Origin of the sequence: Mucilaginibacter conchicola (assembly GCF_003432115.1) — a bacterium.
GTDB lineage: Bacteria > Bacteroidota > Bacteroidia > Sphingobacteriales > Sphingobacteriaceae > Mucilaginibacter > Mucilaginibacter conchicola.
Genome location: NZ_QWDC01000001.1, coordinates 1854459 through 1880251 on the forward strand (window position 1 = coordinate 1854459; position 25793 = coordinate 1880251).

The following is a 25793-nucleotide window of genomic DNA, read 5'->3' on the forward strand; positions in this document are numbered from 1 at the left end:
AGTATTAAATAACAGGCGGCGTTGCACCTGAAGCAGTTGGAACGGCTGTGCGTCCTTTGATCCTGCCTGTTTTCATTAAACCATCGTAATGGCGCATTAACAGGTGGCTCTCTATCTGCTGCAGAGTATCAAGTACCACACCCACTAAAATGATAAGTGAAGTACCGCCAAAGAATCTTGCAAAAATGCTGCTTACACCTATCATGCTTGCAAGCGCCGGTATAATGGCAACCATAGCAAGGAAGATAGAACCCGGCAAAGTGATCTTAGAGATAACATCATCGATAAAGCTGGTAGTTGGGTTACCCGGTGCAACACCTGGTATAAAACCACCATTCTTTTTCATGTCATCAGACATTTGCTTAGGGTTGATAGTGATAGCAGTATAGAAGTAAGTGAACAGGATGATCAGGATCGCGAATACCAAGTTGTGCTCCCAAGAGTTGTAGTTTGATAATGCGATAAGGATCCCGTTTGATGCTGCATTAGGGAAAAACTGCGCAATAGTAGCAGGGATAAACATCAATGCCTGCGCAAAGATGATAGGCATAACGCCCGCAGCATTTACCTTTAAAGGTATATACTGGCGCACACCGCCATATTGTTTGTTACCCACAATACGTTTTGCATATTGTACAGCTATCTTACGCGTACCCTGTACGATAAGGATAGTGAACATGATAACGCCTAACAAAGCAACAATCTCTACAATGAAGGTAATTAAACCACCGGCACCTGTAGTACGGTTGTTAAACTCGGTAACAAACGCACCCGGCAACTGGGCAATAATACCCACCATAATGATCAATGATATACCATTACCAATACCTTTATCAGTGATTTTTTCACCTAACCACATTACAAATAAAGTGCCTGCAGTTAACACGCAAGTGTTTAATATTGTAAAGTATGGGTTAGCAATAAGCATAGCATCAGCGCTTACCTGTGATTTCAGGTAACCGATAGCCTGCAAACCTGTGATAATGATAGTCAGGTAACGAGTCCATTGGTTGATCTTGTTACGGCCGCTTTCACCCTCTTTTTGTAACTTAATAAAGTAAGGTACCGCAATACCTAACAATTGCACCACGATAGAAGCTGAGATGTACGGCATAACACCCAATGCAAAAATAGAGGAACGTGAAAACGAACCTCCTGCAAACATGTTAAGCAAGCCAACCAGGCCTTCTTTGTTTTGTGATGAGTTAAGCGATGCCGCGTTTACACCCGGCAACACTATAAATGAACCAACACGATAGATCAAGAGAAATAAGAGTGTGTTTGTTATACGCACTCTTAGATCCTCAATTTTCCAGATATTGGATAATGTGGTGAAAAATTTCTTCATTGAAATTACAACTTAACGATGGTACCACCTGCTGCTTCAATTGCTTTTTGAGCAGTAGCAGTAAATGCATGTGCTTTAACTTCTAATTTGGCTTTTAACTCACCACGACCCAGGATTTTCACTACGTCGTTACGTGACACCAAACCATGTTGTTTTAGCGTATCAAAATCAACTGAAGATAATGAGAATTTTTCAGTTAATGCTTGTAGCACGTCAAGATTTACACCAACGTACTCTACACGGTTAGGGTTTTTAAAACCTACCTTAGGTACACGGCGTTGTAATGGCATCTGGCCACCTTCAAAACCTACCTTGGTAGATGTACCTGAACGTGAACCGGCACCTTTATGACCACGGGTTGATGTACCACCACGGCCCGAACCGGTACCACGGCCAATTCTTTTCCTATTTTTAGTAGAACCTTCTGCAGGTTTCAGATTACTTAAATTCATGATATTAGATATTTTCTACCGCTACCAGGTGGTTAACTTTTCTAACCATACCTATAATAGCTGCAGTAGCTTCAACTTCCACACTGTGGTTAATTCTCTTAAGACCTAAGGCCTCAACGGTTTTCTTTTGGCGCTCGCTTCTGTCGATAACGCTTTTTATTTGTGTTATTTTAATTTTCGACATAACTGATTATCCGTTAAATACTTTACCTAAACTAATACCGCGTTGCTGAGCTACAGTATGCGCATCACGCAGTTGCGCTAATGCAGATACAGTTGCTTTAACCACGTTGTGCGGGTTTGATGAACCTTTTGATTTTGCAAGTACGTTGTGTACACCTGCAGATTCTAATACCGCACGCATCGCACCACCAGCAATTACACCGGTACCGTTAGCAGCTGGTTTAATGTATACGAAACCACCGCTGAATTTACCGATCTGATCATGAGGGATAGTGCTGTTGATGATAGGAACTTTTACTAAGTTCTTTTTAGCATCATCAATACCTTTAGCAATAGCTTCAGTTACCTCTTTAGCTTTACCCAAGCCGTAACCTACTACACCGTTCTCATCACCTACTACCACAATGGCAGAGAAGCTGAAAGTACGGCCACCTTTGGTTACTTTGGCAACACGCTGTATGCTTACCAAGCGGTCTTTTAATTCGATCTCGCTTGATTTTACTCTTTTTATGTTGATTGTTGACATTTCTCTTTCTTATTAAAAGTTTAAACCACCTTCACGTGCACCTTCAGCCAATGATTTGATACGGCCGTGGTACAGGTAACCATTTCTGTCAAACACTACATCAGTAATACCGGCAGCTTTAGCTTTCTCAGCTACAAGTTTGCCTACTGCAGTAGATTGGTCTGACTTAGTACCATTAGCTGTAAACTCTTTTGATTGAGATGAAGCCGATACTAAAGTTTTACCTGTTACATCGTCAATAATTTGTGCGTAGATGCCTTTGTTGCTTCTGAATACAGATAAACGTGGGCGGGCTGCAGAACCAGAAAGACGCTTTCTGATACCTTTTTTAATCCTGTCTCTTCTTGATAATTTCATGACGATTATTTTTTAGATGCTGATTTACCTGCTTTTCTTCTTAATACTTCGCCAGCAAACTTGATACCTTTACCTTTGTAAGGCTCTGGCTTACGTAACGAGCGGATCTTCGCTGCAACTTGGCCAATCAATTGTTTGTCGTTTGATTCCAGGATGATGGTTGGGTTTTTACCCTTCTCAGCAGTGGTGGTAACTTTAATTTCTTTTGGTAGTTCAAATACATAGTGGTGAGAGAAACCCAACACTAAGTCTAAGGTATTGCCTTGGTTAGTTGCGCGGTAACCCACACCTACTAACTCTTGCGTTACTGTGTAACCTGTTGTTACACCTACTACCATGTTATTTAAAAGCGCGCGGTATAAACCGTGTAACGCTTTATGACGTTTTTGATCTGAAGGGCGTTTAACCAATAACTGGTCGCCTTCTTGCTCGATAGTGATATCTCTATCAATTGCCTGATGCAACTCGCCTTTAGGGCCTTTAACAGTTACTACGTTATCTGCCGATACGGTAACAGTTACGCCACTTGCAAGTGCTATAGGTGCTTTTCCTACTCTTGACATTTTCTAATTTCCTCCTATTAATAAACGAAGCATAAAACTTCGCCACCCACGTTTTGCTGACGTGCTTCTTTATCGGTCATAACACCTTTAGAAGTTGATAAGATGGCGATACCTAAACCATTTAATACACGTGGCATGGTGTCCATACCTGCGTATTTCCTCAAACCTGGTTTGCTGATACGGTTAATGCTGCGGATAGCAGGAACTTTAGTTATTGGGTGGTATTTTAATGCCACTTTAATGGTGCCTTGCGGGCCATTTTCCTCAAACTTGTAATTAGCAATGTAACCTTTTTCGAAAAGCACCTTAGTGATTTCCTTTTTCAGATTTGATGCAGGAATTTCAACAACCCTATGGTTGGCTTTAATAGCATTCCTTACTCTTGTAAGATAATCTGCGATTGGATCTGTATTCATTATTATTGATTATGACAGTGGTTTCCTGCAGGTAACATCCCTGCCGACCTTCTATCGGTTAATTCGTAAAAAAATTCGAGCCGCAAAAATATAAAAAAATTCAAAACAAATTGTGGTCTGTTCTGAATAACTTTTACAACCCTCATTTTAGGTAAAAGGTGAAAGGCTAAAGGTAAAAGGTTGTTATAAACCTTTCGCCTTTTACCTCTCACCTTTAAGCCCTATATTACCAGCTTGCTTTTTTAACACCCGGGATCTTACCAGCTAAAGCCATTTCACGGAATGTTACACGTGAAATACCAAACTGGCGCATGTAACCACGAGGGCGGCCGGTTAATTTGCAACGGTTGTGCAGTTTTACCGGAGATGCTGCTTTAGGCAATTTGTCTAATGCTTCGTAATCACCGGCTGCTTTTAACGCTGCTCTTTTTTCAGCAAATTTTGCTACTAATTTGGCACGTTTTACTTCACGAGCCTTTACGCCTTCTTTAGCCATTGCTATTCTGATTTTTAAATGGTAATCCAAATTGTTTCAGTAACTCCAATGCTTCAACATCGTTGGTAGCAGAGGTTACAAAGGTGATATCCATACCCTGGATCTTGTTGATCTTGTCAATGTTGATCTCCGGGAAGATGATCTGCTCAGTGATACCTAAAGTATAGTTACCGCGGCCATCAAAACCTTTATCGTTGATGCCTTTGAAGTCACGGATACGTGGCAGGGCAACAGCAATTAAACGGTCTAAAAACTCATACATTGTGTTATCACGTAAAGTTACGCGTACACCAATTGGCATACCTTTACGTAATTTAAAGTTAGAGATATCCTTTTTTGATTTTGAAGCAACTGCCTGCTGACCAGTGATGGTAGTTAACTCAGTGATGGTGTTCTCGATCAATTTCTTGTCAGTAGAAGCACCGCCAACACCCTGGTTAATGGCAATTTTCTGCAATTTAGGAACCTGCATTACCGTTTTGTACTGAAATTTATCTTTCAGCGCGGTGCGGATCTCTTCTTTATACTTTGTTTTTAATCTTGGTGTGTAAGTCATTACTTAATTTCCTCCCCTGATTTTTTAGATACCCTTACTAATTTGCCGGCATCGTTCAATTTACGGCCTACGCGGGTTGGCTTACCTGTTTTAGGTTCAACCAGCGCCAGGTTTGAAATGTGTATAGCAGCTTCCTGCTTTACAATACCACCGTTAGGGTTGGCAGCATTTGGTTTAGTGTGTTTTGACACAAGGTTTACACCTTCAACCAATGCTCTGTTTTTGTCAATAATAACCTCAGTTACTTTACCTTGTGAGCCTTTAGCGTCACCAGCTATAACCTGTACCAAATCACCTTTACGGATCTTTAATTTGGCTGGCTTTGTGTTCTTTTTGCTTTCCATATTACAATACCTCCGGTGCTAATGATACAATTTTCATAAACTGTTTCTCACGCAGTTCTCTTGCAACTGGGCCAAAAATACGTGTGCCTCTTGGCTCATCCTGGTTGTTTAACAAAACTGCTGCGTTATCGTCAAAGCGGATGTAAGAACCATCTTTTCTGCGTATCTCTTTCTTGGTTCTAACTACTACGGCTTTAGATACAGTACCTTTTTTAACGTTACCTGACGGTATAGCGCTTTTTACGGTAACCACTATCTTATCACCAATAGAGGCATATCTTTTACCGGTACCACCTAATACGCGGATCACTAAAACTTCTTTAGCACCGCTGTTATCAGCTACATTTAATCTTGATTCCTGTTGTACCATGTTATTTAGCCCTCTCTATAATTTGAACTAACCTCCAGTTTTTGTTTTTGCTCATTGGGCGGGTTTCCATAATCAATACGGTATCACCAATACCACAGGTATTTGCCTCGTCATGAGCCATAAATTTGGTAGTTTTCTTTACGAATTTACCGTAGATAGGGTGTTTTACCTTACGTTCTACGGAAACAACGATAGATTTCTCCATCTTGTTGCTAACTACCAGGCCGGTACGTGTTTTTCTTAAATTTCTTTCCATTTTTTCCGACGCTTAAAATTAATTTTTAGCAGTGGCTGCTTCAGCCTTGCGTTTTGTTAATTCAGTAGTTAAACGAGCAATGTCTTTACGTACTTTAGTGATACGTGAAGGATTCTCGATAGCTGAAACCGCATGAGCAAATTTAAGCTTGGTAAGAGTTTGTTTCTCTTCGCCCAGTTTCGCTGCTAACTCTTCGGTTGAAAGCTCTATAATTTCTGAGTTCTTCATTTTACTTTAATTAGTTGTTGTAATGTTTAAAAGTTCAAATGTTTTAGTGTTACCTAATGGCTGCAATCAACTCTTTACAACCTTTAACATTTACAACTTTTCAACCTACTGTTTACGCTTCTACGTAGTCTCTACGTGTTACAAATCTGGTTTGCACTGGTAATTTTTGTGCTGCAAGGCGTAATGCCTCTTTTGCAATTTCCAAAGGCACACCTTCGGCTTCAAAAATCATGCGGCCCGGGCGTACAACGGCAACCCAATATTCTGGGGCACCCTTACCTTTACCCATACGTACCTCTGCTGGTTTTTTGGTTACAGGTTTGTCAGGGAAGATCCTGATCCAAACCTGGCCTTCACGTTTCATGTAACGTGTAACAGCAATACGCGCAGCCTCGATCTGGCGGCTGGTGATCCATGCCGCTTCGAGTGATTTTATACCGAAAGATCCGAATGACAGGTCTGCACCACGAGTGGCTAAACCCTTCATTCTGCCTTTTTGCATCTTTCTGAACTTGGTTCTTTTTGGCTGTAGCATTTTGTTAAGCTTTTATATCCTCACGGATATACATTCTACTTTTGTTAATGAAATTATCTCCTTGGACCACCCGGGCGATTGCCGCCTTGTCCACCACGGTTACCACCCTGGCCACCGCCTCTGCGGTCGCCGCCTGGTTTGCGGTCACCTCTGCGTTCGCCGCCTCTTTCGCCACCACGAGCATTGTCGCGGCCACCAAAGCCTGCTGCGCCTTCTGGGCGTCCACCTTTACCACTTGGGTTGCTTGTGCTGCCGATGTTCGGAGACAAGTCGCGTTTTCCGTATACCTCGCCTTTGCAGATCCATACTTTAACACCTATTTTACCGTAGGTAGTTAATGCTTCTGCTAAAGCGTAATCAATATCAGCGCGGAAGGTATGTAACGGAATCCTTCCTTCTTTATATTGTTCGGTACGGGCCATCTCAGCACCACCTAAGCGGCCTGATGTCATTACTTTAATTCCTTCAGCACCCATTCTCATGGTTGAAGCAATTGTAGTTTTCATGGCACGACGGAAAGAGATACGTGCTTCAAGTTGTTTAGCAATACCTTCGGCAACTAACTGGGCATCAAGCTCAGGGCGTTTGATTTCGAAGATGTTGATCTGAACATCTTTTTTAGTTAATTTCTTTAACTCTTCTTTGATCTTATCAACCTCCTGGCCACCTTTACCTATCACAATACCCGGGCGGGCAGTGTGGATAGTTACAGTGATGCGTTTTAAAGTACGTTCAATTACTACTTTAGCTACGCCACCTTTGTTAATACGGGCTGATAAGTATTTGCGGATTTTTTCGTCTTCAACTAATTTATCGGAGTAGTTATTTCCACCGAACCAATTAGAATCCCAACCACGGATAATGCCTAACCTGTTACCTATTGGATGTGCTTTTTGTCCCATCTTAAATTAGTTGTTATCGTTTTTACTATCCACAATAAGAGTTACGTGGTTAGAGCGTTTACGGATACGGAAACCTCTACCTTGAGGTGCAGGGCGTAATCTTTTCAATTGACGGCCACCACCTACTGATACCTCTTTTACATAAAGGGTAGTATCTTCAAGGCGTACACCTTCGTTTTTGGCTTCCCAGTTTTTGATAGCCGATAACAAAAGTTTTTCTACGCGTATTGCAGCTTCCTTGTTGGTAAATTTTAAGATGCTTAAAGCTTTGTTTACTTCAACACCGCGAACCAGGTCAACTACCAGGCGCATTTTGCGCGGCGAGGTAGGGCAGTCCTGTAACTTCGCAACAGAAGCGCCACCTGTTTGAGCTTTTGCAGCTTCTTTTTGTTGCCTGATTAAAACAGACTTTTTAATTTTTGTTGTTGCTTCCATTGCGTGTTATTTTTTCTTTTCTGCGTGTCCACGGAATGTACGGGTTGGGGCAAACTCTCCCAGCTTATGACCAACCATGTTTTCTGTTACGTACACAGGGATAAACTTGTTACCGTTGTGTACTGCGAATGTATGACCAACGAAATCAGGAGAAATCATGCTACGACGTGACCATGTTTTTACAACCGATTTTTTGTTTGATTCATTTAATACCAGAACTTTTTTGTCCAGGTTATGATCAATGTAAGGTCCTTTTTTAATTGAACGTGCCATTGTTATTTCTTCCTTCTTTCAATGATGTAACGATCTGATCCTTTTTTCTTGTCACGGGTTTTGTAGCCTTTAGCTAATAAACCTTTACGTGAACGTGGGTGACCACCTGATGCACGGCCTTCACCACCACCCATAGGGTGATCTACCGGGTTCATGGCAACACCACGAACGCGAGGACGACGCCCTAACCAACGTTTACGGCCGGCTTTACCTAACACTGCGTTAGCTTTTTCGCCGTTTGAAACCGTGCCGATAGTTGCCAAACAAGTTGACAAGATCATACGGGTTTCGCCTGAAGGCAATTTGATGATAGCGTATTTGCCATCACGTGCTGATAATTGTGCGTAAGTACCTGCACTACGTGCGATAGTACCACCCTGACCAGGGTTAAGCTCAATGTTGTGGATGATAGAACCCAGAGGGATGTTCTTCAAAGGCATGGTATTACCAACCTCAGGAGCAACACCTTCGCCAGACAATACTGTCATGCCAACTGTTAAACCTTCTGGTGCGATCATGTAACGTTTCTCACCATCAGCGTAGTGTAGCAGGGCTATACGTGCTGAACGGTTTGGATCGTATTCGATTGTTGCAACTTTTGCAGGAATGTCAAACTTGTTACGTTTGAAATCAATTAACCTGTATGCTTGTTTATGGCCACCACCCAGGTAGCGCATAGTCATTTTACCGCTGTGGTTACGGCCGCCTGATCTTTTGTTGTTAGCAACAACTAAAGACTTTTCAGGAACGTTTGTTGTAATATCTGAGTTAGATACATCAATCCTGAAGCGGGTACCCGGTGTAACCGGTCTAAATCTCTTTACTGCCATGTCTTATTATATATTGCTGTAAAAATCAATTGTTTCACCATCCTTCAGTGTAATGATGGCTTTTTTGTAAGTAGCAGAGCGGCCTTGTACTGCACCTGCTTTTGTGTTGCGGGTTTTAAGTTTACCTACGTATTTCATTGTGTTAACAGCTGTAATGTTTACACCATACATAGCCTCAATTGCGCTTTTGATCTGAATTTTGTTAGCTCTGTGATCAACTTTGAATGCATAGCGATTAAGCTTCTCAGTTAATTGAGTTACCTTTTCAGTAAGTAGTGGTTTCTTTAAAATTTCCATAATTACTTAGCGAATGCTTCCTCCAAAGTTTTTACAGAACCGGTTGTTAACAAAAGTTTGCCAGCGTTTAACACATCATAAGTGTTTAACTGATCGGCAGTAACAACTTTTGCTCTTTTCAGGTTTCTGCTTGATAAATACACATTGTTATTTGCAGCAGGCAATACCAATAAAGTTTTCTCATTGGTAAGGTTAAGGTCCTCTACCAGTTTAACAAAGTTTTTAGTTTTAACAGAGTCAAAATTAAAATCTTCCAAAACCACGATATTGCTATCCTGTGCTTTGTAAGTTAAAGCTGATTTACGTGCTAAAGCTTTTAACTTTTTGTTCAGTTTAAAGCTATAGTCGCGCGGTTGCGGGCCAAATACACGGCCACCACCGTTAAACAGAGGTGATTTGATGCTACCTGCACGTGCACCACCTGTACCTTTTTGTTTATGTAATTTGCGGGTTGAACCTGCAATTTCATTACGTTGTTTTGCTTTGTGCGTACCCTGGCGCTGGTTAGCTAAGAACTGCTTTACATCTAAGTAAATAGCATGATCGTTTGGCTCAACACCGAATACGGACTCAGGAAGCTGCACCTTGGCACCTGTTTCTTTACCTGATACGTTTAATACGTTAACTTCCATCTTACTTATCCACTATTACGAATGAACCTTTAGCTCCAGGTATGGAACCTTTAACTACTATTAGGTTTTGCTCAGCAAAAACTTTAACTACTTCTAAGTTTTGTACTTTAACACGAGCGTTACCGGTTTGACCAGCCATGCGCATACCTTTAAATACGCGTGAAGGCCATGATGACGCACCCAGTGAACCCGGAGCGCGTAAACGGTTGTGCTGACCGTGTGTTTGCATACCTACACCACCAAAACCGTGGCGTTTTACAACACCCTGAAAACCTTTACCTTTTGATGTACCAACTACATCCACAAAATCGCCTGTTGCGAAGATCTCTACGGTAACAGTGTCACCCAAAGATTTTTCATCTTCGAAAGATTTAAATTCAACAAGTTTACGTTTTGGAGTAGTGCCGGCTTTTTCAAAATGGCCTTTTAAGGGAGCAGAAGTGTTCTTCTCTTTTTTCTCGCCGTACGCTAATTGCACAGCGGCGTAACCGTCTGATTCAACAGATTTTACCTGGGTTACTACGCAAGGACCAGCTTCGATTACAGTACAAGGGATATTCTTGCCTGTTTCGTCGAAAATGCTGGTCATTCCTACTTTTTTACCAATAATTCCTGACATTTTATTTATTTTATTTGTGCCCATCGAAGCAGTAGGGCTTCGTTCAAGGCAAATTTGTCCCTCTTAAGGGACGGCAAAGATAGAAATTTTGTATTAACTGTCAAATAGTTACTGAATTATTTTTTAATATTTCTGCCGCTCTTCTTCCGCTACACATCGGCATGATTATCAGGCTCAAATTTGTACTTTACCCGTACCCATCTTATCTTTACAAAGTACACTCCTAAACTTTAAACTATGGCATGGGGAATTTCTCCGCGTAAAACTGAGATCATACCACTAAATGATTACAATTCTGATCATTATTTAACCCTGCTTTACCACGCTTTTGCCAACCTTGGCTGGCATATAGGTTACTTTAACCGCGATGGCATTATTGGCTATACTAACATATCCTGGCAATCATACGCCGAAGAAGTTTCTGTACGTATTGTTGGCGATAAAGCCATAGTAAAAAGCGAATGCGTTGGTTACCAGATGCTTTTTACTGATTATGAAAAGAATAGTAAAAACCTTGGGGCGCTTTACAATGAGATAAATTACGTAGAGTTTCATCTTAAGGATACCCTGCAAGCCACCACACAAGACCTGATAGACAGCATACCCGATAGCCAGTTCATTAACCTTAACGATCCGCCACTGGGCTTTAAAGAAAAGCTAAATCATTTCTTTTCGGTATTTAATCCTAAACCCGGCTATACCGTTACGCCCATCCTGGTATTACTTAACATTGCCGTATACATAAGTATAACCATGGTTATGGTTGCCAAGATATTGGGCGCTGCCATACTGGCGCAAAAAAACGGTATTACAATACCGCCAAATATCAATATGGAAGAAATGTATCTTTCATTAGGTTTCAGCAACAGGTTGCAGGTTCTTAACGGGCAGGTTTGGCGCCTGCTAAGTAATACCTTTCTGCATTTTTCATTTATGCATATTTTTGGTAACATGATTGTGCTGATATACATCGGCTCGATGCTGGAGAGTAAATTGGGCAAATGGAATTATCTTTTCCTATATCTGCTGGCCGGCATTTGCGCAAGTGTTTCATCTGTATTATGGCACAATAACGGCGTAATGGCCGGTGCATCGGGCGCAATATTTGGCTTGTTTGGCATATTACTGGCTTTACTAAGTACTAAATTTTATGAAAGCCATGCCCGCCGTGCTTTATTAATAAGTACAGCAATTTTTGTGGGATATTGTATTATTCCAAAAGGCGGTAATATTGATCATGCTGCACATATTGGCGGCCTTGTAGCCGGGTATGTTTTTGGATGGATAGCTTACTTATGTATCAAAATCAAGAAACAAAATTTAACGGTTGCCTTTGCCGCAGTTATCGCCATCCTGTTTACCGGCATCAGCGTGTCAATGGCGCCTGTTTACCAATTAAAAGAACTACAACAGCTATCAGAAAAGGTTACCGGGTTAACCAACGACCTGAACGATAGCTTTTATCGACAAACCAACCTTAATCGTCAGGAGCACCTGGCTTTGCTTAACACAGTTGCTGTAAAGAAAATGGATACATTAAACAGCATAGGGAAACAGATCGGCAAACTTAGCCTGCCTAAGAAACAAAAGCAGATAGCACAGTTACAGGCTGCAATAGTTACTAAAGAATGTGAAATATTCGGTTTGCTTTATAAAGAATTTAAGGAAGATAATAAGGTTAAATACCGCTCAAGCATTTACACCATTACCGAACAAATGAATGATTTGCGTTATCAATGGGGTAAACTGGAAGAAAAAGAATAGTTACAAATACAACTTCGTTTGCGTTATTTGAATGTTACAGGGCTATTAAAATGAACATCATTTCTCACACCATCAACAATAAAGAAATTGCCGAAGTAAGTGCCGAACGGATACTTATCCAAAGTATTGAGGACGCCTTAGACCTGATAGGCAATATTTACTATCAGGGCTTTGATGCGATGATCGTATATGAGAAAAACCTCACGCCAGATTTTTTTGAACTAAAGAACAAACTTGCCGGCGAAGTTTTACAGAAGTTCACCAACTATCGTATGCGCCTGGCCGTTGTAGGCGAGTTCTCTAAATTCGACAGCAAAAGCCTAAACGATTTTATTTACGAAAGTAACAAAGGTAAACAGGTTAATTTTGCAGGCAGTATTGAGGAAGCTTTGGAAGCGATGGCGAAGTAAAGATATTCTAATGCCCGCGCGAGATTAGCGATAGCGTATCTCTTGTGAAAGCTTACTGCATGGTCACGGGTTGGAAACCCGCGACGGCAGGAAACCTCAAACGTCATTGCGAGCGATAGCGTGGCAATCCCCTATTTGCAGAGCGGCTCTGTATGTATGGGATTGCCACGTCGGCTACGCCTTCTCGCAATGACGGGAAACATACCTAACTCGTCATCAATCGTTTGATCAATTCAGCACTCTGCCTGTTACCTTCTTCCAGCCTGCCGGTGAAAAATGATTGTACATCGTTAAAATGTTTCTTATAGCCTTCCATATCGCCGTAGCCTATGATAGCGCTCCACTCGCGTACGGCAGAGTGAAACTCCAAGTCGTCGCCGCGGATGGTTTTATCGTAAAGGGCCGTTTCTATCGATTCTTCCAGCAGTTCCTCGTTCTTAAATAGATATTCGGCAATGCCGAGTCTTAAACGGAACGGCGGCGTTTGGCAGATCAAATTATCATAAGGGTTTACACCCAAATGGTACCAGGCATCAACCATACTTAATATACTCAAGTGCGAGTTTGGCTTTTGCTTATGTGCATTATCTGACAGGGAGAACTCGCGCATTACGGCGTCATTCAGCATAATGGGTTTGCGGCTTTCGTGGAAAACAAAATCGCGGGCCTTATAAAGCCGCTGCCTGAAATCGGTCTCCTCTTCTTGTATCATCAGCTTAAACAACTCCGACTCTGACATAGCATACTGCCTCACCTGCTGCCTCGCGTAAGGATTAAGAATAGCCAGCCCTGCGTAAACGTGCGCCTTATAACTGAAGATACGCAACGTGGTGAGGATCTTTACGTTATCGATACCACCCACATAAGAGGCATTCTCCCACGGAAAAAAACCTGCTGCTTTCCAGGCAGTGCCCATGCTCTCGAAACCCACGTGGGTAACAGCCTGTGTATCGGCTACAATCTGGTCATGCTCGTGGTAATCCTTCATCTCCACTATATCACTATCAACAGCTTTGAAGAGTGCAAGCATCTCTTCGTAACCTTGCTTATCGGTACGGTGAGGTATCAGGATCAGCTTCTGCCCTTTTACCTCAAAGCCGGGGCCGTGCATGGCGTGGAAGGTAACGATACGTGCATCTGCAGGCAGGTGCTTTTCAAACAGCGCTATTTCGGGGTGCTTTACAGATGTTTGGCCGGCTACTATGGCGCCGTATTTAGTTACAGGTCCGTACTCGGCGACTACCTGGGCCAGTTTATCGGCCTCAACAGAATAGATAACCAGGTCGCTTATGCGGGCTACATCCTTGCCGTCGTCCATCAGGGTTATACCCAACGGGTTCAGCTCATCTTCAAGGCGCTGGCGATTGGCGGGCATATCGCAACCCACAACCTTGTACCCGGCTTTTGCAAAAGCTTTGGCGTATAGTTTACCCATATCGCCCAAACCTATCATTCCTATCTGCATCGTATAAATTTGAAAGGGGCTAATATAGTGGTTTGGCAATTACACCTTATAACACGGGCTTAACATCTTTTTTATACTTTAGCCGCAAAAGTTCTGTTTTTGACGCCCGAAATCGATTTTTACGCCCATTTTTATGGTGATACATAACAGAAACTTTAAATTAAATTTTTACGTTTGACTATAATAGTTTACATCCCCATACTTTAATTATATATGATGAAGCTTTCTAACCTGTGGACACTCGTTTTATTGACCCTGATGTTTAACCTTGGCAATGCCGCGTATGCACAGGATAGTACCAAAAAGGCCAATCCTGCTGTAAAGCCTGCTCCATACAAAAAAAGCCCAGCCATACCTGCTGCACAAACACCCGTTGCAACCACGCCGGCAACTACCACACCTGTACGCACGCAAACCCAGCCTGCCCCGCAGCAACCGGTTGATAAAAGCCTACATGGCCAATACCTATATTTACTTACCAAAGTATATAATTACCAGCAGCCACTTGTTGGCGCACTGGTAAAAAACTATAACGATACGCTGAAAGCTACCCGCAAGCAATTACTGGATGCACAGGCAACGGTATCTGCGCAGGCTAAAACCATTGATACATTAAAAAAATCATCAACTAATAAAGACCAGTCGCTGGCCGATTCGCAGGCCAAGGTGAACGAAGTTAGCCTTTTGGGCATCCCTATTGACAAAGGCACTTACAATTTAATTATGTGGGGCCTGGTGATCGTGTTTGGTGCCGTTGCTGCCATAGTTATAGCCCGCTCGGGCGCGCACAGCCGCGAAGCCAAATACCGCGTTAAGCTTTACAACGAATTGGAAGAAGAATACAAAAACTACAAAGCCAAAGCCAACGAGAAAGAAAAGAAACTTGCCCGCGAACTGCAGACTGAGCGTAATAAGCTTGATGAGTTGACCGGTAAAGGGTAGCCCCCCAGCCCCCTGAAGGGGGAGTAGGATATGGAAGCATCTTTGACTAACAATATTAATAATTCCCCCTTCAGGGGGTTAGGGGGTTCCTACCTCTTTGGCTGGAACCCGCATAAATTTGAATGGGCTGATCTTGATAAAGACATTGCCCGCCTTACCGCAGGCCAAAAGGTTGAGGACAACTGGAGCGTTGCCAGCCACAAGAGCATCAAACCCGGCGACCGCGCCTATGTGGTGCGTGTGGGTGTTGAACCTAAAGGTATATTTGCATCAGGTTATGTGTCATCAGAGCCGTTCCTGGCATCGCGCAAAGGGCGCACTTATCACCGCATTAATATTGAGTTTGATGTTTTGCTTAATCCTGATAAGGAACCCATCCTCTCTTTAGATATCCTGAAAACAGGCGCACTCGCCGATCAAACCTGGACGCCACAAGCATCAGGCATATCCATCCGCCCGCAATTGGTTGAGGAATTGGAAGGGGTTTGGTTGAATTTTCTGGGAGAGCATCCTAAGTTTGGCGTTATATAAATAAACGTCGCAATTAGCCCCTTAACTTGTCGTTTTTGCACATTTGCGGGCGTTGGGTAATGCCCTACCTTTGAGTAAACTAAAAATCAGAAACTCATGGCAACTCAAATCTTTTTAAATCTACCGGTTGAAGACCTTAACAGATCGGTAGCGTTCTTTACCAAATTAGGATATACTTTTAATCCGCAATTCACCGACGAGAAAGCGACCTGCATGATCATCAGCGATACTATTTACGTAATGCTGCTCACCAAACCTTTCTTCCAGACTTTTACCAGCAAACGTATTATAGATGCCCACAAAGAAGTAGAATGTTCTATCTGTATATCTGCCGACAGCAAAGATGCCGTGAACGAAATGGTGGCCAAAGCAGAGGCTGCAGGAGCCGTTGTACCTAACCCTGCCACCGACTACGGCTTTATGTACCAGCACAGCTTTGCCGATCTTGACGGCCACCACTGGGAGTTTGTATGGATGGACCCGAACGGTGTGCCTGAGCATCAATAATAGATTTGTCATGCTGAACGTAGTGAAGCATCTTTCTGCGTTTCTTGTAGGCGTTTAGATTCTTCGCTGTCGCTCAGGATAACAACTCAGGGGCAACAAAAAAGCCATCCGTCAAATTGAGGATGGCTTTTTTGTTAATTAAAACTAAGCTATATTTAGATAGACCATAGGCAAAATTGCTTTTATAAATACAGAAGTCACCGATTTAACAACTGGTGAAATTTATATTTAACACATTTTTTAAACCAACTTTTATCATAAATTTACATGAAACCTAAACCATTATGAGAAAAATATTTATGCTTTTGTTTGCAGCTACATTCTGTTTTGCCGGATGCAAAAAGAGCACAACACCACCGGCAACCCCACCAAATTCTTTACCCTTAAAAATAGCTTTATATAGCGGCGAGTACCAAACAGCAAGGGTTGGCGAATATTTACGGGATAGTATGGTTGTTAAGGTGACAAGCAATGGCCAGCCCGTATCAAATATAAATGTAGAATTTAAGGCATCGGGATGTAATGCTGAGTTTCCGGTGGTAGTAAGCACAAAAACCGACGGTAAAGCTAAATACCACTGGCAAATGGTAGGCGAAGCCGGCGAACAAAAGTTAATGGCAGTGATTTTAGATAACGGCAAACGGGTTGACTCTGTTGCTATCACAGGAACTGCATACACCAACTCCAGTTACCCCATACTGGGTTCATGCACTCCGCCAAATTCGCTACCTATGGATATACGCCAGTTATCTACAGGCAGGTTAATTGCATGCTTTTCCGGAAAAAATGCTATCAGATACTCTGATGACTTTGGAATTACTTGGCAACCATTAACTACTTTCTACAAGGACTTTTTTGTGACTGCTTTAGTAACGACACCTAATGACGAAATATTTGCTGCCACCCAGAATAGTGGTTTATGGTATTCAAAAGATGCTGGTTCAAACTGGATAGATATCACGCCTCCAAACTATCAAAAATCAGCTTTTCCGTTAGATATTGCGTATACCAAAAGTGGCAAATTGATCCTTACAGGCGAATTTTCAGGCGTTTTTATAACATCAGATAAAGGCAAAACATGGATTCATCCCCAAACCGGGTTACCGCAACAAGAAGATTATAATATCCCGATTGAATTAGCCAATGGAGATCTTTACTTAATGGGTTTATCTTTAAACCTTTACAAATCAACAAACGGAGGAAATAGCTGGATAAAATTACCTGGTGATAAATATTTACAAACCATACAAGTTGATAAAAATGGGTGGATGTATAAGTGCTTGTATGATAATCAGGGAAGCCACATTCTAATCTCCAAAGATAATGGCGTCACATTTACAAATTACACCTTAATACCGAAACTTGTGAGCCGGATGAATATTGATGATAATGGTGATATATATTATTATAATATACTTCGTGAAACCAGCCAATTCTTCATTAAATATAATTTAGACAGACCATTTGGTTATAACCCAACCGTCTCAACCCTTACGTTACTTAACTTACCATCACAAAGAAACTGGTATATTCAGGCTGCTCCCTACAATTTCCTATACTTTTCAGGCTTCAATATTAGTCGGAATTCTAACTGAATATAAAAGCCATCTGTTAAATAACAGATGGCTTTTATATTCAGATCTTCCGGTACTATCACACTTTGATCTCAACTTCAACACCGCTTGGCAATTCAAGCTTCATCAAAGCATCTACAGTTTTTGAGTTTGAGCTGTAGATATCCAGTAAACGTTTGTAAGAACATAATTGGAATTGCTCACGTGCTTTTTTGTTTACGTGTGGTGAACGTAATACAGTAAAGATTTTCTTTTCGGTTGGTAACGGAAGTGGTCCGCTAACTACAGCGCCTGTTGGCTTTACTGTTTTTACGATCTTCTCAGCTGATTTATCAACCAAGTTGTAATCGTACGATTTTAATTTGATCCTGATTCTTTGGCTCATTTTGTTTGTTTTTAATGACCATCCCTAAGAGCTATTTATTAGGGATGATTGATTTATTGAATTAATGAATTATCGAATTAGCTTTTGAGCATTCACTCAATCACTAATTCAATAATTCAAAATTGATTTTATTCATCATCACCACCTTTACGGCGGCCTTTTGATTTAGCTACAACCTCGTCTTGTACGTTACGTGGAGCTGGTTCATAGTGGTCAAACTCCATGGTTGAAGTTGCACGGCCCGAAGTGATAGTACGTAATTGAGTTACGTAACCAAACATCTCAGAAAGTGGCACCATTGCTTTGATAACCTGCGATCCGTTACGAGTGTCCATACCTTGAAGCTGGCCACGACGACGGTTCATGTCACCGATAACATCACCCATGTTTTCTTCAGGTGTAAGGATCTCGATTTTCATGATAGGCTCTAACAATACCGGTTTTGCTTTTGGTAAAGCTTCGCGGAATGCTGAACGACCAGCGATCTCAAATGACAATGCATCTGAATCGACCGCGTGGAATGAACCATCTATCAAACGAACTTTTAAGCTGGTTAGAGGGAAGCCTGCAAGTACACCGTTGTCCATAGCTGATTTAAAGCCTTTTTCAACAGATGGGATAAACTCGCGAGGGATAGCACCACCCACAATTTCGTTAACAAATTGTAAGCCTTCTTTCTCGTCATCAGCAGGTGAAATAACAACCTGGATATCGGCAAATTTACCACGACCACCGGTTTGTTTCTTGTAAGTTTCGCGGTGTTGTACTGTACCAGTGATAGCCTCTTTGTAAGCTACTTGTGGCGCACCTTGGTTAACCTCTACCTTAAACTCGCGTTTAAGACGGTCCATCAAGATATCTAAGTGAAGCTCACCCATACCAGAGATAACTGTTTGACCAGTATCTTCATCAGTTTGTACGCGGAAAGTTGGATCCTCTTCGGCTAATTTACCTAAAGCCATACCCAATTTATCAACGTCGGCCTGAGTTTTAGGCTCAATTGCCAAACCGATAACCGGCTCAGGGAATACCATTGACTCAAGAACCAATTGGTTTTTCTCGTCACATAGTGTATCACCTGTTTTGATATCTTTAAAGCCTACTACCGCAGCAATATCACCTGCACCTACGTTAGGGATAGGGTTTTGCTTGTTAGCGTGCATTTGGAATATACGAGAGATACGCTCTTTGTTCTCAGAACGCATGTTGTACACGTATGAACCTGCATCAAGGTTACCAGAGTAAACACGGATGAAACATAAACGACCTACGAATGGGTCGGTAGCAATTTTAAATGCTAATGCTGCAAACGGCTCTTTAACATCCGGTTTAACCAGGATCTCAGCACCTGTATCAGGGTTAGTACCAACAACACCTTTTGAATCAAGTGGCGAAGGCATAAGCTCCATCACGTAATCAAGCATCGTTTGTACACCTTTGTTTTTGAAAGATGAACCACAAGTCATCGGAACGATCTTACCTGCTAAAGTAGCCTGGCGTAATGCGTCTAATACCTCGCGCTCAGTAATTGTAGTTGGATCTTCGAAGAATTTCTCCATCAAAGAATCATCAAACTCAGCTACTGCTTCTAATAATTTCTCTCTCCACTCAGTTGCTTCATCCAGCATATCATCAGGGATAGGCACTTCGGTAAAGGTCATACCTTTATCGTGCTCGTTCCAAACAATACCACGGAAGTTGATCAGATCAACCACACCTTTAAATTGGTCTTCAGCACCGATAGGTAACTGCAAAGGGATAGCAACGCTGCCCAACATTTCTTTAACCTGTTTTACCACGTTAAGGAAATCGGCACCACTACGGTCCATTTTGTTAACAAAACCAATACGAGGTACGTTGTAGTTGTTAGCTAAACGCCAGTTAGTTTCTGATTGCGGCTCAACACCATCAACCGCGCTGAATAAAAACACCAAACCATCTAATACACGCAGCGAGCGGTTCACCTCTACGGTGAAATCCACGTGGCCCGGGGTATCAATGATGTTCATGTGGTAGTTGTGGTTACGGTACTTCCAGTTAACTGTAGTAGCAGCAGATGTAATGGTAATACCACGCTCCTGCTCTTGTGCCATCCAGTCCATGGTAGCCGCACCTTCGTGTACCTCGCCTATTTTGTGGCTAACGCCGGCATAGTAAAGAATACGCTCGGTTGTAGTGGTTTTACCAGCATCAATGTGAGCGGCAATACCAATATTTCTTGTGTATTTAAGATCTCTTGACATGTTTGTTTTTTAAATGAGTGAATGAGTGACTGAGTGAGTTTGCGAATAAGCAATTTATGGATTAGGTAAATGTTACCTTTTCAATAAATCACTCATTCAATCATTCACTAATTCTCTCATTAGAATCTAAAGTGTGAGAACGCTTTGTTAGCCTCAGCCATTTTGTGCGTATCTTCTTTCTTCTTAACAGCAGCACCTTCGCCTTTAGCAGCAGAGATGATCTCGCCGGCAAGTTTCTCCATCATGGTTTTTTCGCCACGTTTACGTGCGTAGCTAATTAACCATTTCATACCTAAAGCGATTTTACGCTCCGGACGAACCTCAGTAGGAACCTGGAAGTTAGCACCACCTACACGGCGGCTTTTAACCTCTACAGCTGGCATAACGTTGTTAAGCGCCTTTTTCCAGGTATCTAAACCGCTTTCGCTGGTTTTTTTCTCAACAATGTCAACTGCGTTATAAAATATAGCGTATGCGGTAGATTTTTTACCATCATACATCATGTTGTTTACAAACCTTGTAACCAAAGTATCGTTAAATCTTGGGTCAGGAAGGATAATTCTCTTTTTTGGTTTTGACTTTCTCATTGTTTTCTATCCTCCTTTATTATTTCTTTTTACCTTTTGCAGGGGCTGCAGCAGCTTGTCCTGGTTTAGGGCGTTTAGTTCCGTATTTAGAACGACGCTGGTTACGGCCTGCTACACCAGATGTATCTAATGCACCACGGATGATGTGGTAACGTACACCAGGTAAGTCTTTAACACGACCACCACGGATCAAAACAATTGAGTGTTCTTGTAAGTTGTGGCCTTCACCAGGGATGTAGGCGTTAACTTCTTTACCATTTGTAAGGCGCACACGTGCAACTTTACGCATTGCTGAGTTTGGTTTTTTAGGGGTAGTGGTATATACACGTGTACATACACCTCTTCGCTGTGGACAGCTGTCCAACGCCGGAGACTTACTCTTGTCTTCCAGAGCTACTCTACCTTTTCTAACTAATTGCTGAATAGTAGGCATTCTTTGCTTTTTGTTTTTACAGTTTTATCCTTATTTTAAGGACTGCAAAGGTAGGCACTATTTTTTGATTTTCAAGCGCTTGAGTAAAAAAGTTTTTTGTAATTAATTGAGTGGGTGGTGCAAGTGGGCGAATATGGCTGCGGGTTACCTTTTATTAAACACTGTATCAATACCAAACCACCACATGAAAACCGTTTGGCTAAGCATTAAACAACACCCTATCCCTGCATTTTGCTACCTGTTTTATCTATTTATATGTTATGGCGCTATAAACAACTCAGCTTATCTAAGCAGGCAGATGAAACTCCATCCCGATCGTGGCGGTATAGCAAACGGCGGAGAAGCTGCTGCTCTCACAGGTGGTTTAACCTATTTCGCCGGTTTTATTTTGCTCCTGGTCTGCATCATTCGCGGTAGTTCAAAAAACGGCGATAGCAATTTCTATCTCTGGTTTGCACTTGCCATCATCATCCCGATGGTTGTTGCCGGCAATGCATCAGAATTTGTAAAGTAAAGCAACGCTATTACTACTATCTCCCGCCAGCCCCGCTTTCCGCTTATACGGCACGGGCCTTAGGCGCGGGGCAGGTATCCGCTGCAATCGGGTTTAGAGATGCAGGGCTTGTTTTGAACCATAATCTATGGGATTAGATGATTGCCATGAATCACCAAATTTGTCATTCTGAGCGTAGCGAAGAATCTATAAACTGTACAGAGAACGCGGTTAGATCTTCGCTACGCTCAGAATGGCAATCTGCCAAAACGCGGGTAAAAGCCCTACAAAAAACCGGGCCAAGGTAAAGGCCTGCGGGTGGAAGGATTTTTTTGTCTTGAGCTTTTGCTTCTTTTGTATCAAGACAAAAGAAGTAGCCTCTGCGGCAATGAGCAGACTGCCGTTAATGCAAACAAAAGCTTAACCCAGGCACACTGTTGTTCGTGCAACACTAACAGCATCCAGACAGACTTAGTGTGTGAGATGCCGAAATAAATTCGGCATGACGTTTTGGTGGCGTTCACGAGTGTTCATGATGTTCATGCGCGTTAACGTGAACATCGTACACCTTCATAAAACCCTCAATCTTTTACCGGCAACGCTTTCTTTATCCGTTTACCCACTATTTTCAACTCAAACAATGTCAATAGCCAAAAACAGCCTATTAGAAATAACGGGAGCACAAAACGGTCATAATCGTCTTTCTCCGCAAGCGAGGAGACTACCGACAATATAAACACCAATGCCAAAAAAATTACAGCTATAGTTGATAACAAACTATACCGAAGCTTATACTCAAACACTGTGGGGTCTTTTGAGAACACAATAACCACCCTGGGTAAAAATCTTTCTAAAGAAGTTCTTAGGCGCGAAAACTGCACATTCTTTTTCCCATCGTAACCTACAAATAGCTTATCAGATCCTATGTCACTTTGGGCAGATTGATAATCTAAAGGCAAACTGCGCTTAAGTGCGCGCTTGCGCATGGCTTGTTCAAGTTGTTGCCTTTCGGCATCCGTTTGTTTAATTCGCTTAAGGGTGATCATGATAAGGGGCTTATGAGCTAACGAAAATACAGATATCAGATTTTTTTTTAAATATTTTTTGCTATTAAAACAAAAATCCTACTTTTGCCACCCCAACGCGAAAGTAGCTCAGTTGGTAGAGCACGACCTTGCCAAGGTCGGGGTCGCGAGTTCGAATCTCGTCTTTCGCTCAAAAGCCTTCCCAAACGGGGAGGCTTTTTTTATTTACCCTGTTTTACTTTCACCCACTCTACAGGTATATCATTCATAAAAGCCTTATCAATGTTGCCATTGGCATCCTTTGTAAATTTGAGACTAAAACCGGGCTCATCATTATAAAATTCCAATTCCCCCGTTCTGAAAAATTCCAGCACGCCGCCGTCCCACGATTGAGTAAGCATCAGCTTACTACCTGTAGCTTTAAAGGTAAAAGAAATCGGTTTACCATTCTGAGCAAAGGTTCCCTCAAAAACTTTTAAATCAGCAGGCGTAAAACCAGCTTCCAAACTTTTGATATGGTTAATAAACGAGGAATTCTCCTTATCAATTCCCGATGCCAGTTTATAATCGGCCAACGCTGCTTTATTATAACCTGCTCCCTCATAAGTCGCAGCCAGGCTACCAAGTGCCACCGGGTTCTCTGGATACCATTTTGTTGCCTGCTTTAATACCGCAATGGCTTTTGCATAATGCTTCTGCATGGTAAGGCTCATACCATAATTAACCAGATCCCGCTCCGAAAAAGTGTAACCCCTTTTCTTTAGCACATCAAATAAGGCGGGCGCTTTCGCGGTGCCATGTTTCCGCAATTCATCAAAAAGCACGGCCATGGTTTGTGGTTCGTCATAACCCAGGTGAAGCCACTTCATGGCCCAGGTAGTTTGTTTGCCCATAAACATATCTACCAATTGGTCGGTAACTTTTAGCGCACGGTTGCCTCGGGTAAAAAATACAAAGCTTTGCCCTTTTTTTGGGTAGGCCATAAAGAATGAGTAAAAATCATCGGTACTGCCCCAGTGCCAAATGGCATCGCCTTTCTCGTTTTGCTGCAGACCGATACCTAAGCCCCAATCTATATGTGTATCAGCCGCGGTACTATCGTGCCCTGCCCATTGCGCATCGCTTTGCCTGGTAAACATCAATTGGCGGGTAGCTGGCTTAAATCCTTTGCCCGCCAGCAAGGCTTGCAGGAATATATTATAGTCATGCGCGGTGGTGAGCAGGGAAAAGGCGGCGTTGGGGTACATCCCTGCCATATCTTTGCTAATAGTTCCTAAACTCAGGCTGTCCATTTGGTTGGTTTGCACATAAGTACTGCTATTCATCCCAAGAGGAATAAAAACCTCTTGCTGCATGATATCCTCAAACGGCTTGTTTAAAATATGCTCCACCACTTTCTGCAGGAACCAGACCCCTTCTCCCGAGTAAGAGAATGTGATACCCGGCTCAAACAGCAATTTAACCTTTCCCTCGTTCATCTCAGAAAACTCAGCAAGGCCCGAGGTGTGGCTAAGCACCATCCGCGCGGTAATTTTTCTGTAACGCTGATCATTGTTGTCAAACCTATTGTAATTATCTATGTAATTAAGCAACGACTTATCCAGATCTATCAGGCCTCTGTCATACAAGCGCAGCACTGCATAGGCAAACACACATTTACCTAACGAGCCCGCCCTGAAAAGATCATGAGAAGTTAATTTTTTATCGCCGTTTGGCCGGTTAAGGCCTGCCTGGTATAAACTTGTTTTACCATTGGCTGTATAAGCTATCTGGATGCCAGGCAAATTATTATCATCTATCAACTCATTAAGCCCCTGCCTGCTTATATTTTGAGCGTATCCGCAAACAGTGATAAATAACAACGAAAGTAAAATATAATTCTTCATACAGACACTAAAGATATCAAATATGAAATTTTATATTGATTTATTAATAATAATCAGAATTTAATTCCAATAACATCAAAATATAAATTCGACCACTCTATTTCGCTATTAATTTTTAATATAATTTTTATACTAAAACAAAACACACAGAGTTATAACAACTTAACTAACAGATTTATTCAATCGGTCAGTTAATAGTTAATAAGATTTACGAAAGCAGGTTATAGCGCAAGGCCACACCTGCTTTTTTTATTTTATTTCATTTCTGATTTTTCCTGCTGACATAGGGTTGTCACCAGCCGGTTGTTGCTTTGAATTGTAAACCAAAAACAACAACATCATGTCACTTATCAATTTCTATCTGAAACAACTTAATGAAGAATCTGTAACCACCCGCCGTATGCTTGAACGCGTACCAACAGAAAAGCTTGACTGGACGCCCCATGTAAAAAGCATGGACATCCGCCGCCTGGCAACCCATATTGCCGAGCTGCCAACCTGGATCACGATGGCGATAACTACAGATGGACTCGACTTTGAGAGCAACCCTTACGAAGCAAAATTTATTGATAGTAACGAGGAACTGATGGCACTTTTTGAAGAGTCGTTAGCCGATGGCCGCAGCCAACTGCTTGCCGAAAATGAAGAGAGGCTAAACTATCCATGGATATTGCGTAGCGGCGATACCATCCTTAGCGAAAGCACAAAAAGTGGCATTATCCGCATGGCCTTATCGCAGATCATCCACCATCGCGCACAGCTGGGCGTTTACCTGCGCCTGTTGGATATCCCAATCCCGGGCAGCTACGGCCCAAGCGCTGATGAAGCTACCTTTAAGCAGGATGAAGAAGCGGTAGGGGTATAAAGCTATAAATCCAACACGTCATTGCGAGCGATAGCGTGGCAATCCCCGATATGCAGAGCGGCTTT

At 42.2% G+C, this 25793-nt stretch carries 36 protein-coding genes and 1 tRNA gene; 9 read left to right on the top strand and 28 right to left on the bottom strand.

Annotation, left to right across the window (positions count from 1 at the left end; all coding sequences use genetic code 11):
- Positions 1–4: 4 nt before the first annotated feature.
- The 21 genes from secY to rplC all read right to left on the bottom strand — a co-directional run bounded on the left by secY (position 5) and on the right by rplC (position 10618).
- Positions 5–1348 carry a preprotein translocase subunit SecY gene (gene secY, locus D0C36_RS08340; RefSeq protein ID WP_117391074.1) on the bottom strand — a complete coding sequence of 448 codons (1344 nt, stop codon included), beginning with the start codon at positions 1346–1348 and terminating at the stop codon, positions 5–7.
- Between the two features lie 5 nt (positions 1349–1353).
- Positions 1354–1800 carry a 50S ribosomal protein L15 gene (gene rplO, locus D0C36_RS08345; protein ID WP_095703475.1) on the bottom strand — a complete coding sequence of 149 codons (447 nt, stop codon included), beginning with the start codon at positions 1798–1800 and terminating at the stop codon, positions 1354–1356.
- Positions 1801–1804: 4 nt separating this feature from the next.
- Entirely contained in the window at positions 1805–1984 is a 180-nt protein-coding gene (gene rpmD, locus D0C36_RS08350) for a 50S ribosomal protein L30 (RefSeq protein WP_095703474.1), read from the bottom strand.
- Between the two features lie 6 nt (positions 1985–1990).
- A complete protein-coding gene (gene rpsE / locus D0C36_RS08355; protein ID WP_095703473.1) occupies positions 1991–2509 on the bottom strand; it encodes a 30S ribosomal protein S5 in 519 nt (172 codons plus the stop codon).
- A gap of 12 nt (positions 2510–2521) precedes the next feature.
- Positions 2522–2866 (bottom strand): 50S ribosomal protein L18, encoded by a 345-nt coding sequence (gene rplR, locus D0C36_RS08360; RefSeq protein ID WP_117391075.1) that lies wholly within the window; start codon positions 2864–2866, stop codon positions 2522–2524.
- Positions 2867–2871: 5 nt separating this feature from the next.
- A complete protein-coding gene (gene rplF, locus D0C36_RS08365) occupies positions 2872–3429 on the bottom strand; it encodes a 50S ribosomal protein L6 (RefSeq protein WP_117391076.1) in 558 nt (185 codons plus the stop codon).
- Positions 3430–3446: 17 nt separating this feature from the next.
- Positions 3447–3845 (bottom strand): 30S ribosomal protein S8, encoded by a 399-nt coding sequence (gene rpsH, locus D0C36_RS08370; RefSeq protein ID WP_117391077.1) that lies wholly within the window; start codon positions 3843–3845, stop codon positions 3447–3449.
- 226 nt (positions 3846–4071) lie between these two features.
- Positions 4072–4341 (bottom strand): 30S ribosomal protein S14, encoded by a 270-nt coding sequence (gene rpsN, locus D0C36_RS08375; RefSeq protein ID WP_095703469.1) that lies wholly within the window; start codon positions 4339–4341, stop codon positions 4072–4074.
- Entirely contained in the window at positions 4334–4897 is a 564-nt protein-coding gene (gene rplE, locus D0C36_RS08380) for a 50S ribosomal protein L5 (RefSeq protein ID WP_117391078.1), read from the bottom strand. Before rplE ends, rpsN begins: the two co-directional genes overlap by 8 nt.
- Complete coding sequence (gene rplX, locus D0C36_RS08385; protein WP_117391079.1) at positions 4897–5241, bottom strand: 50S ribosomal protein L24; 345 nt, start codon at positions 5239–5241, stop codon at positions 4897–4899. The genes rplE and rplX overlap by 1 nt, the downstream gene beginning before the upstream one ends.
- 1 nt (position 5242) lies before the next feature.
- Positions 5243–5611 carry a 50S ribosomal protein L14 gene (rplN, locus tag D0C36_RS08390; RefSeq protein WP_067059744.1) on the bottom strand — a complete coding sequence of 123 codons (369 nt, stop codon included), beginning with the start codon at positions 5609–5611 and terminating at the stop codon, positions 5243–5245.
- Between the two features lies 1 nt (position 5612).
- Complete coding sequence (rpsQ, locus tag D0C36_RS08395) at positions 5613–5867, bottom strand: 30S ribosomal protein S17 (protein WP_117391080.1); 255 nt, start codon at positions 5865–5867, stop codon at positions 5613–5615.
- A gap of 18 nt (positions 5868–5885) precedes the next feature.
- Positions 5886–6095, bottom strand: coding sequence for a 50S ribosomal protein L29 (gene rpmC, locus D0C36_RS08400; RefSeq protein WP_117391081.1), 210 nt, complete (start codon positions 6093–6095; stop codon positions 5886–5888).
- Positions 6096–6207: 112 nt separating this feature from the next.
- The gene (gene rplP / locus D0C36_RS08405; protein ID WP_117391082.1) at positions 6208–6630 is read right to left on the bottom strand and encodes a 50S ribosomal protein L16; all 423 of its coding nucleotides are present in this window, start codon (positions 6628–6630) and stop codon (positions 6208–6210) included.
- Between the two features lie 53 nt (positions 6631–6683).
- The gene (rpsC, locus tag D0C36_RS08410; RefSeq protein WP_117391083.1) at positions 6684–7532 is read right to left on the bottom strand and encodes a 30S ribosomal protein S3; all 849 of its coding nucleotides are present in this window, start codon (positions 7530–7532) and stop codon (positions 6684–6686) included.
- Between the two features lie 6 nt (positions 7533–7538).
- The gene (gene rplV / locus D0C36_RS08415; RefSeq protein ID WP_117391084.1) at positions 7539–7967 is read right to left on the bottom strand and encodes a 50S ribosomal protein L22; all 429 of its coding nucleotides are present in this window, start codon (positions 7965–7967) and stop codon (positions 7539–7541) included.
- A 6-nt stretch (positions 7968–7973) separates the two neighbouring features.
- Positions 7974–8240: a 30S ribosomal protein S19 gene (rpsS, locus tag D0C36_RS08420; protein WP_095703461.1), complete on the bottom strand. Its 267-nt coding sequence runs from the start codon at positions 8238–8240 to the stop codon at positions 7974–7976.
- A gap of 2 nt (positions 8241–8242) precedes the next feature.
- Positions 8243–9070, bottom strand: a complete 828-nt coding sequence (gene rplB / locus D0C36_RS08425; protein ID WP_117391085.1) for a 50S ribosomal protein L2 — start codon at positions 9068–9070, stop codon at positions 8243–8245.
- Between the two features lie 6 nt (positions 9071–9076).
- The gene (gene rplW, locus D0C36_RS08430) at positions 9077–9367 is read right to left on the bottom strand and encodes a 50S ribosomal protein L23 (protein ID WP_095703459.1); all 291 of its coding nucleotides are present in this window, start codon (positions 9365–9367) and stop codon (positions 9077–9079) included.
- Positions 9368–9369: 2 nt separating this feature from the next.
- Positions 9370–9999, bottom strand: a complete 630-nt coding sequence (gene rplD, locus D0C36_RS08435) for a 50S ribosomal protein L4 (protein WP_117391086.1) — start codon at positions 9997–9999, stop codon at positions 9370–9372.
- Between the two features lies 1 nt (position 10000).
- Positions 10001–10618 carry a 50S ribosomal protein L3 gene (gene rplC / locus D0C36_RS08440; protein WP_117391408.1) on the bottom strand — a complete coding sequence of 206 codons (618 nt, stop codon included), beginning with the start codon at positions 10616–10618 and terminating at the stop codon, positions 10001–10003.
- A 237-nt stretch (positions 10619–10855) separates the two neighbouring features.
- Here rplC and D0C36_RS08445 point away from each other — a divergent pair, with 237 nt between their 5' ends.
- Entirely contained in the window at positions 10856–12382 is a 1527-nt protein-coding gene (locus D0C36_RS08445; protein WP_117391087.1) for a rhomboid family intramembrane serine protease, read from the top strand.
- 50 nt (positions 12383–12432) lie between these two features.
- Positions 12433–12792 (top strand): DUF4180 domain-containing protein, encoded by a 360-nt coding sequence (locus tag D0C36_RS08450; RefSeq protein WP_117391088.1) that lies wholly within the window; start codon positions 12433–12435, stop codon positions 12790–12792.
- A gap of 205 nt (positions 12793–12997) precedes the next feature.
- Here D0C36_RS08450 and D0C36_RS08455 read toward each other — a convergent pair whose 3' ends face one another.
- Positions 12998–14257, bottom strand: coding sequence for a prephenate dehydrogenase (locus D0C36_RS08455; RefSeq protein WP_117391089.1), 1260 nt, complete (start codon positions 14255–14257; stop codon positions 12998–13000).
- A gap of 213 nt (positions 14258–14470) precedes the next feature.
- Between D0C36_RS08455 and D0C36_RS08460 the strand changes: the two genes are divergently transcribed.
- The 4 genes from D0C36_RS08460 to D0C36_RS08475 all read left to right on the top strand — a co-directional run bounded on the left by D0C36_RS08460 (position 14471) and on the right by D0C36_RS08475 (position 17832).
- Positions 14471–15199 carry a hypothetical protein gene (locus D0C36_RS08460; protein ID WP_147321962.1) on the top strand — a complete coding sequence of 243 codons (729 nt, stop codon included), beginning with the start codon at positions 14471–14473 and terminating at the stop codon, positions 15197–15199.
- Between the two features lie 30 nt (positions 15200–15229).
- Positions 15230–15730 (top strand): hypothetical protein, encoded by a 501-nt coding sequence (locus tag D0C36_RS08465; protein WP_117391091.1) that lies wholly within the window; start codon positions 15230–15232, stop codon positions 15728–15730.
- A gap of 96 nt (positions 15731–15826) precedes the next feature.
- Positions 15827–16237 (top strand): VOC family protein, encoded by a 411-nt coding sequence (locus D0C36_RS08470; protein WP_117391092.1) that lies wholly within the window; start codon positions 15827–15829, stop codon positions 16235–16237.
- 284 nt (positions 16238–16521) lie between these two features.
- On the top strand, positions 16522–17832 hold the full coding sequence (locus D0C36_RS08475; protein ID WP_117391093.1) for a sialidase family protein: 1311 nt from the start codon (positions 16522–16524) through the stop codon (positions 17830–17832).
- 58 nt (positions 17833–17890) lie between these two features.
- On the opposite strand, the gene rpsJ is transcribed toward D0C36_RS08475, so the two are convergent.
- The 4 genes from rpsJ to rpsL form a co-directional block, all read right to left on the bottom strand.
- Positions 17891–18196, bottom strand: a complete 306-nt coding sequence (rpsJ, locus tag D0C36_RS08480; protein ID WP_022830652.1) for a 30S ribosomal protein S10 — start codon at positions 18194–18196, stop codon at positions 17891–17893.
- 128 nt (positions 18197–18324) lie between these two features.
- Positions 18325–20439 (bottom strand): elongation factor G, encoded by a 2115-nt coding sequence (gene fusA, locus D0C36_RS08485; protein ID WP_117391094.1) that lies wholly within the window; start codon positions 20437–20439, stop codon positions 18325–18327.
- A gap of 119 nt (positions 20440–20558) precedes the next feature.
- Positions 20559–21026: a 30S ribosomal protein S7 gene (rpsG, locus tag D0C36_RS08490; RefSeq protein WP_095703447.1), complete on the bottom strand. Its 468-nt coding sequence runs from the start codon at positions 21024–21026 to the stop codon at positions 20559–20561.
- Between the two features lie 19 nt (positions 21027–21045).
- Positions 21046–21459, bottom strand: coding sequence for a 30S ribosomal protein S12 (gene rpsL, locus D0C36_RS08495; RefSeq protein WP_079717716.1), 414 nt, complete (start codon positions 21457–21459; stop codon positions 21046–21048).
- A gap of 184 nt (positions 21460–21643) precedes the next feature.
- Between rpsL and D0C36_RS08500 the strand changes: the two genes are divergently transcribed.
- Positions 21644–21973: a hypothetical protein gene (locus D0C36_RS08500; RefSeq protein ID WP_147321963.1), complete on the top strand. Its 330-nt coding sequence runs from the start codon at positions 21644–21646 to the stop codon at positions 21971–21973.
- 560 nt (positions 21974–22533) lie between these two features.
- Here D0C36_RS08500 and D0C36_RS08505 read toward each other — a convergent pair.
- Positions 22534–22998, bottom strand: coding sequence for a hypothetical protein (locus D0C36_RS08505; protein WP_117391096.1), 465 nt, complete (start codon positions 22996–22998; stop codon positions 22534–22536).
- Positions 22999–23095: 97 nt separating this feature from the next.
- Here D0C36_RS08505 and D0C36_RS08510 point away from each other — a divergent pair.
- Positions 23096–23168, top strand: a tRNA-Gly gene (locus D0C36_RS08510).
- A 30-nt stretch (positions 23169–23198) separates the two neighbouring features.
- Here the strand turns inward: D0C36_RS08510 and D0C36_RS08515 are convergent.
- Positions 23199–24863 carry a serine hydrolase gene (locus tag D0C36_RS08515; RefSeq protein WP_117391097.1) on the bottom strand — a complete coding sequence of 555 codons (1665 nt, stop codon included), beginning with the start codon at positions 24861–24863 and terminating at the stop codon, positions 23199–23201.
- Between the two features lie 340 nt (positions 24864–25203).
- Between D0C36_RS08515 and D0C36_RS08520 the strand changes: the two genes are divergently transcribed.
- Positions 25204–25728, top strand: coding sequence for a DinB family protein (locus tag D0C36_RS08520; protein ID WP_117391098.1), 525 nt, complete (start codon positions 25204–25206; stop codon positions 25726–25728).
- Positions 25729–25793: the final 65 nt, after the last annotated feature.

Coding starts and splice junctions, on each gene's coding strand:
- secY (WP_117391074.1), bottom strand. CDS start 1,348: ATGAAGAAATTTTTCACCACATTATCCAATATCTGGAAAATTGAGGAT.
- rplO (WP_095703475.1), bottom strand. CDS start 1,800: ATGAATTTAAGTAATCTGAAACCTGCAGAAGGTTCTACTAAAAATAGG.
- rpmD (WP_095703474.1), bottom strand. CDS start 1,984: ATGTCGAAAATTAAAATAACACAAATAAAAAGCGTTATCGACAGAAGC.
- rpsE (WP_095703473.1), bottom strand. CDS start 2,509: ATGTCAACAATCAACATAAAAAGAGTAAAATCAAGCGAGATCGAATTA.
- rplR (WP_117391075.1), bottom strand. CDS start 2,866: ATGAAATTATCAAGAAGAGACAGGATTAAAAAAGGTATCAGAAAGCGT.
- rplF (WP_117391076.1), bottom strand. CDS start 3,429: ATGTCAAGAGTAGGAAAAGCACCTATAGCACTTGCAAGTGGCGTAACT.
- rpsH (WP_117391077.1), bottom strand. CDS start 3,845: ATGAATACAGATCCAATCGCAGATTATCTTACAAGAGTAAGGAATGCT.
- rpsN (WP_095703469.1), bottom strand. CDS start 4,341: ATGGCTAAAGAAGGCGTAAAGGCTCGTGAAGTAAAACGTGCCAAATTA.
- rplE (WP_117391078.1), bottom strand. CDS start 4,897: ATGACTTACACACCAAGATTAAAAACAAAGTATAAAGAAGAGATCCGC.
- rplX (WP_117391079.1), bottom strand. CDS start 5,241: ATGGAAAGCAAAAAGAACACAAAGCCAGCCAAATTAAAGATCCGTAAA.
- rplN (WP_067059744.1), bottom strand. CDS start 5,611: ATGGTACAACAGGAATCAAGATTAAATGTAGCTGATAACAGCGGTGCT.
- rpsQ (WP_117391080.1), bottom strand. CDS start 5,867: ATGGAAAGAAATTTAAGAAAAACACGTACCGGCCTGGTAGTTAGCAAC.
- rpmC (WP_117391081.1), bottom strand. CDS start 6,095: ATGAAGAACTCAGAAATTATAGAGCTTTCAACCGAAGAGTTAGCAGCG.
- rplP (WP_117391082.1), bottom strand. CDS start 6,630: ATGCTACAGCCAAAAAGAACCAAGTTCAGAAAGATGCAAAAAGGCAGA.
- rpsC (WP_117391083.1), bottom strand. CDS start 7,532: ATGGGACAAAAAGCACATCCAATAGGTAACAGGTTAGGCATTATCCGT.
- rplV (WP_117391084.1), bottom strand. CDS start 7,967: ATGGAAGCAACAACAAAAATTAAAAAGTCTGTTTTAATCAGGCAACAA.
- rpsS (WP_095703461.1), bottom strand. CDS start 8,240: ATGGCACGTTCAATTAAAAAAGGACCTTACATTGATCATAACCTGGAC.
- rplB (WP_117391085.1), bottom strand. CDS start 9,070: ATGGCAGTAAAGAGATTTAGACCGGTTACACCGGGTACCCGCTTCAGG.
- rplW (WP_095703459.1), bottom strand. CDS start 9,367: ATGGAAATTTTAAAGAAACCACTACTTACTGAAAAGGTAACTCAATTA.
- rplD (WP_117391086.1), bottom strand. CDS start 9,999: ATGGAAGTTAACGTATTAAACGTATCAGGTAAAGAAACAGGTGCCAAG.
- rplC (WP_117391408.1), bottom strand. CDS start 10,618: ATGTCAGGAATTATTGGTAAAAAAGTAGGAATGACCAGCATTTTCGAC.
- D0C36_RS08445 (WP_117391087.1), top strand. CDS start 10,856: ATGGCATGGGGAATTTCTCCGCGTAAAACTGAGATCATACCACTAAAT.
- D0C36_RS08450 (WP_117391088.1), top strand. CDS start 12,433: ATGAACATCATTTCTCACACCATCAACAATAAAGAAATTGCCGAAGTA.
- D0C36_RS08455 (WP_117391089.1), bottom strand. CDS start 14,257: ATGCAGATAGGAATGATAGGTTTGGGCGATATGGGTAAACTATACGCC.
- D0C36_RS08460 (WP_147321962.1), top strand. CDS start 14,471: ATGATGAAGCTTTCTAACCTGTGGACACTCGTTTTATTGACCCTGATG.
- D0C36_RS08465 (WP_117391091.1), top strand. CDS start 15,230: ATGGAAGCATCTTTGACTAACAATATTAATAATTCCCCCTTCAGGGGG.
- D0C36_RS08470 (WP_117391092.1), top strand. CDS start 15,827: ATGGCAACTCAAATCTTTTTAAATCTACCGGTTGAAGACCTTAACAGA.
- D0C36_RS08475 (WP_117391093.1), top strand. CDS start 16,522: ATGAGAAAAATATTTATGCTTTTGTTTGCAGCTACATTCTGTTTTGCC.
- rpsJ (WP_022830652.1), bottom strand. CDS start 18,196: ATGAGCCAAAGAATCAGGATCAAATTAAAATCGTACGATTACAACTTG.
- fusA (WP_117391094.1), bottom strand. CDS start 20,439: ATGTCAAGAGATCTTAAATACACAAGAAATATTGGTATTGCCGCTCAC.
- rpsG (WP_095703447.1), bottom strand. CDS start 21,026: ATGAGAAAGTCAAAACCAAAAAAGAGAATTATCCTTCCTGACCCAAGA.
- rpsL (WP_079717716.1), bottom strand. CDS start 21,459: ATGCCTACTATTCAGCAATTAGTTAGAAAAGGTAGAGTAGCTCTGGAA.
- D0C36_RS08500 (WP_147321963.1), top strand. CDS start 21,644: ATGAAAACCGTTTGGCTAAGCATTAAACAACACCCTATCCCTGCATTT.
- D0C36_RS08505 (WP_117391096.1), bottom strand. CDS start 22,998: ATGATCACCCTTAAGCGAATTAAACAAACGGATGCCGAAAGGCAACAA.
- D0C36_RS08515 (WP_117391097.1), bottom strand. CDS start 24,863: ATGAAGAATTATATTTTACTTTCGTTGTTATTTATCACTGTTTGCGGA.
- D0C36_RS08520 (WP_117391098.1), top strand. CDS start 25,204: ATGTCACTTATCAATTTCTATCTGAAACAACTTAATGAAGAATCTGTA.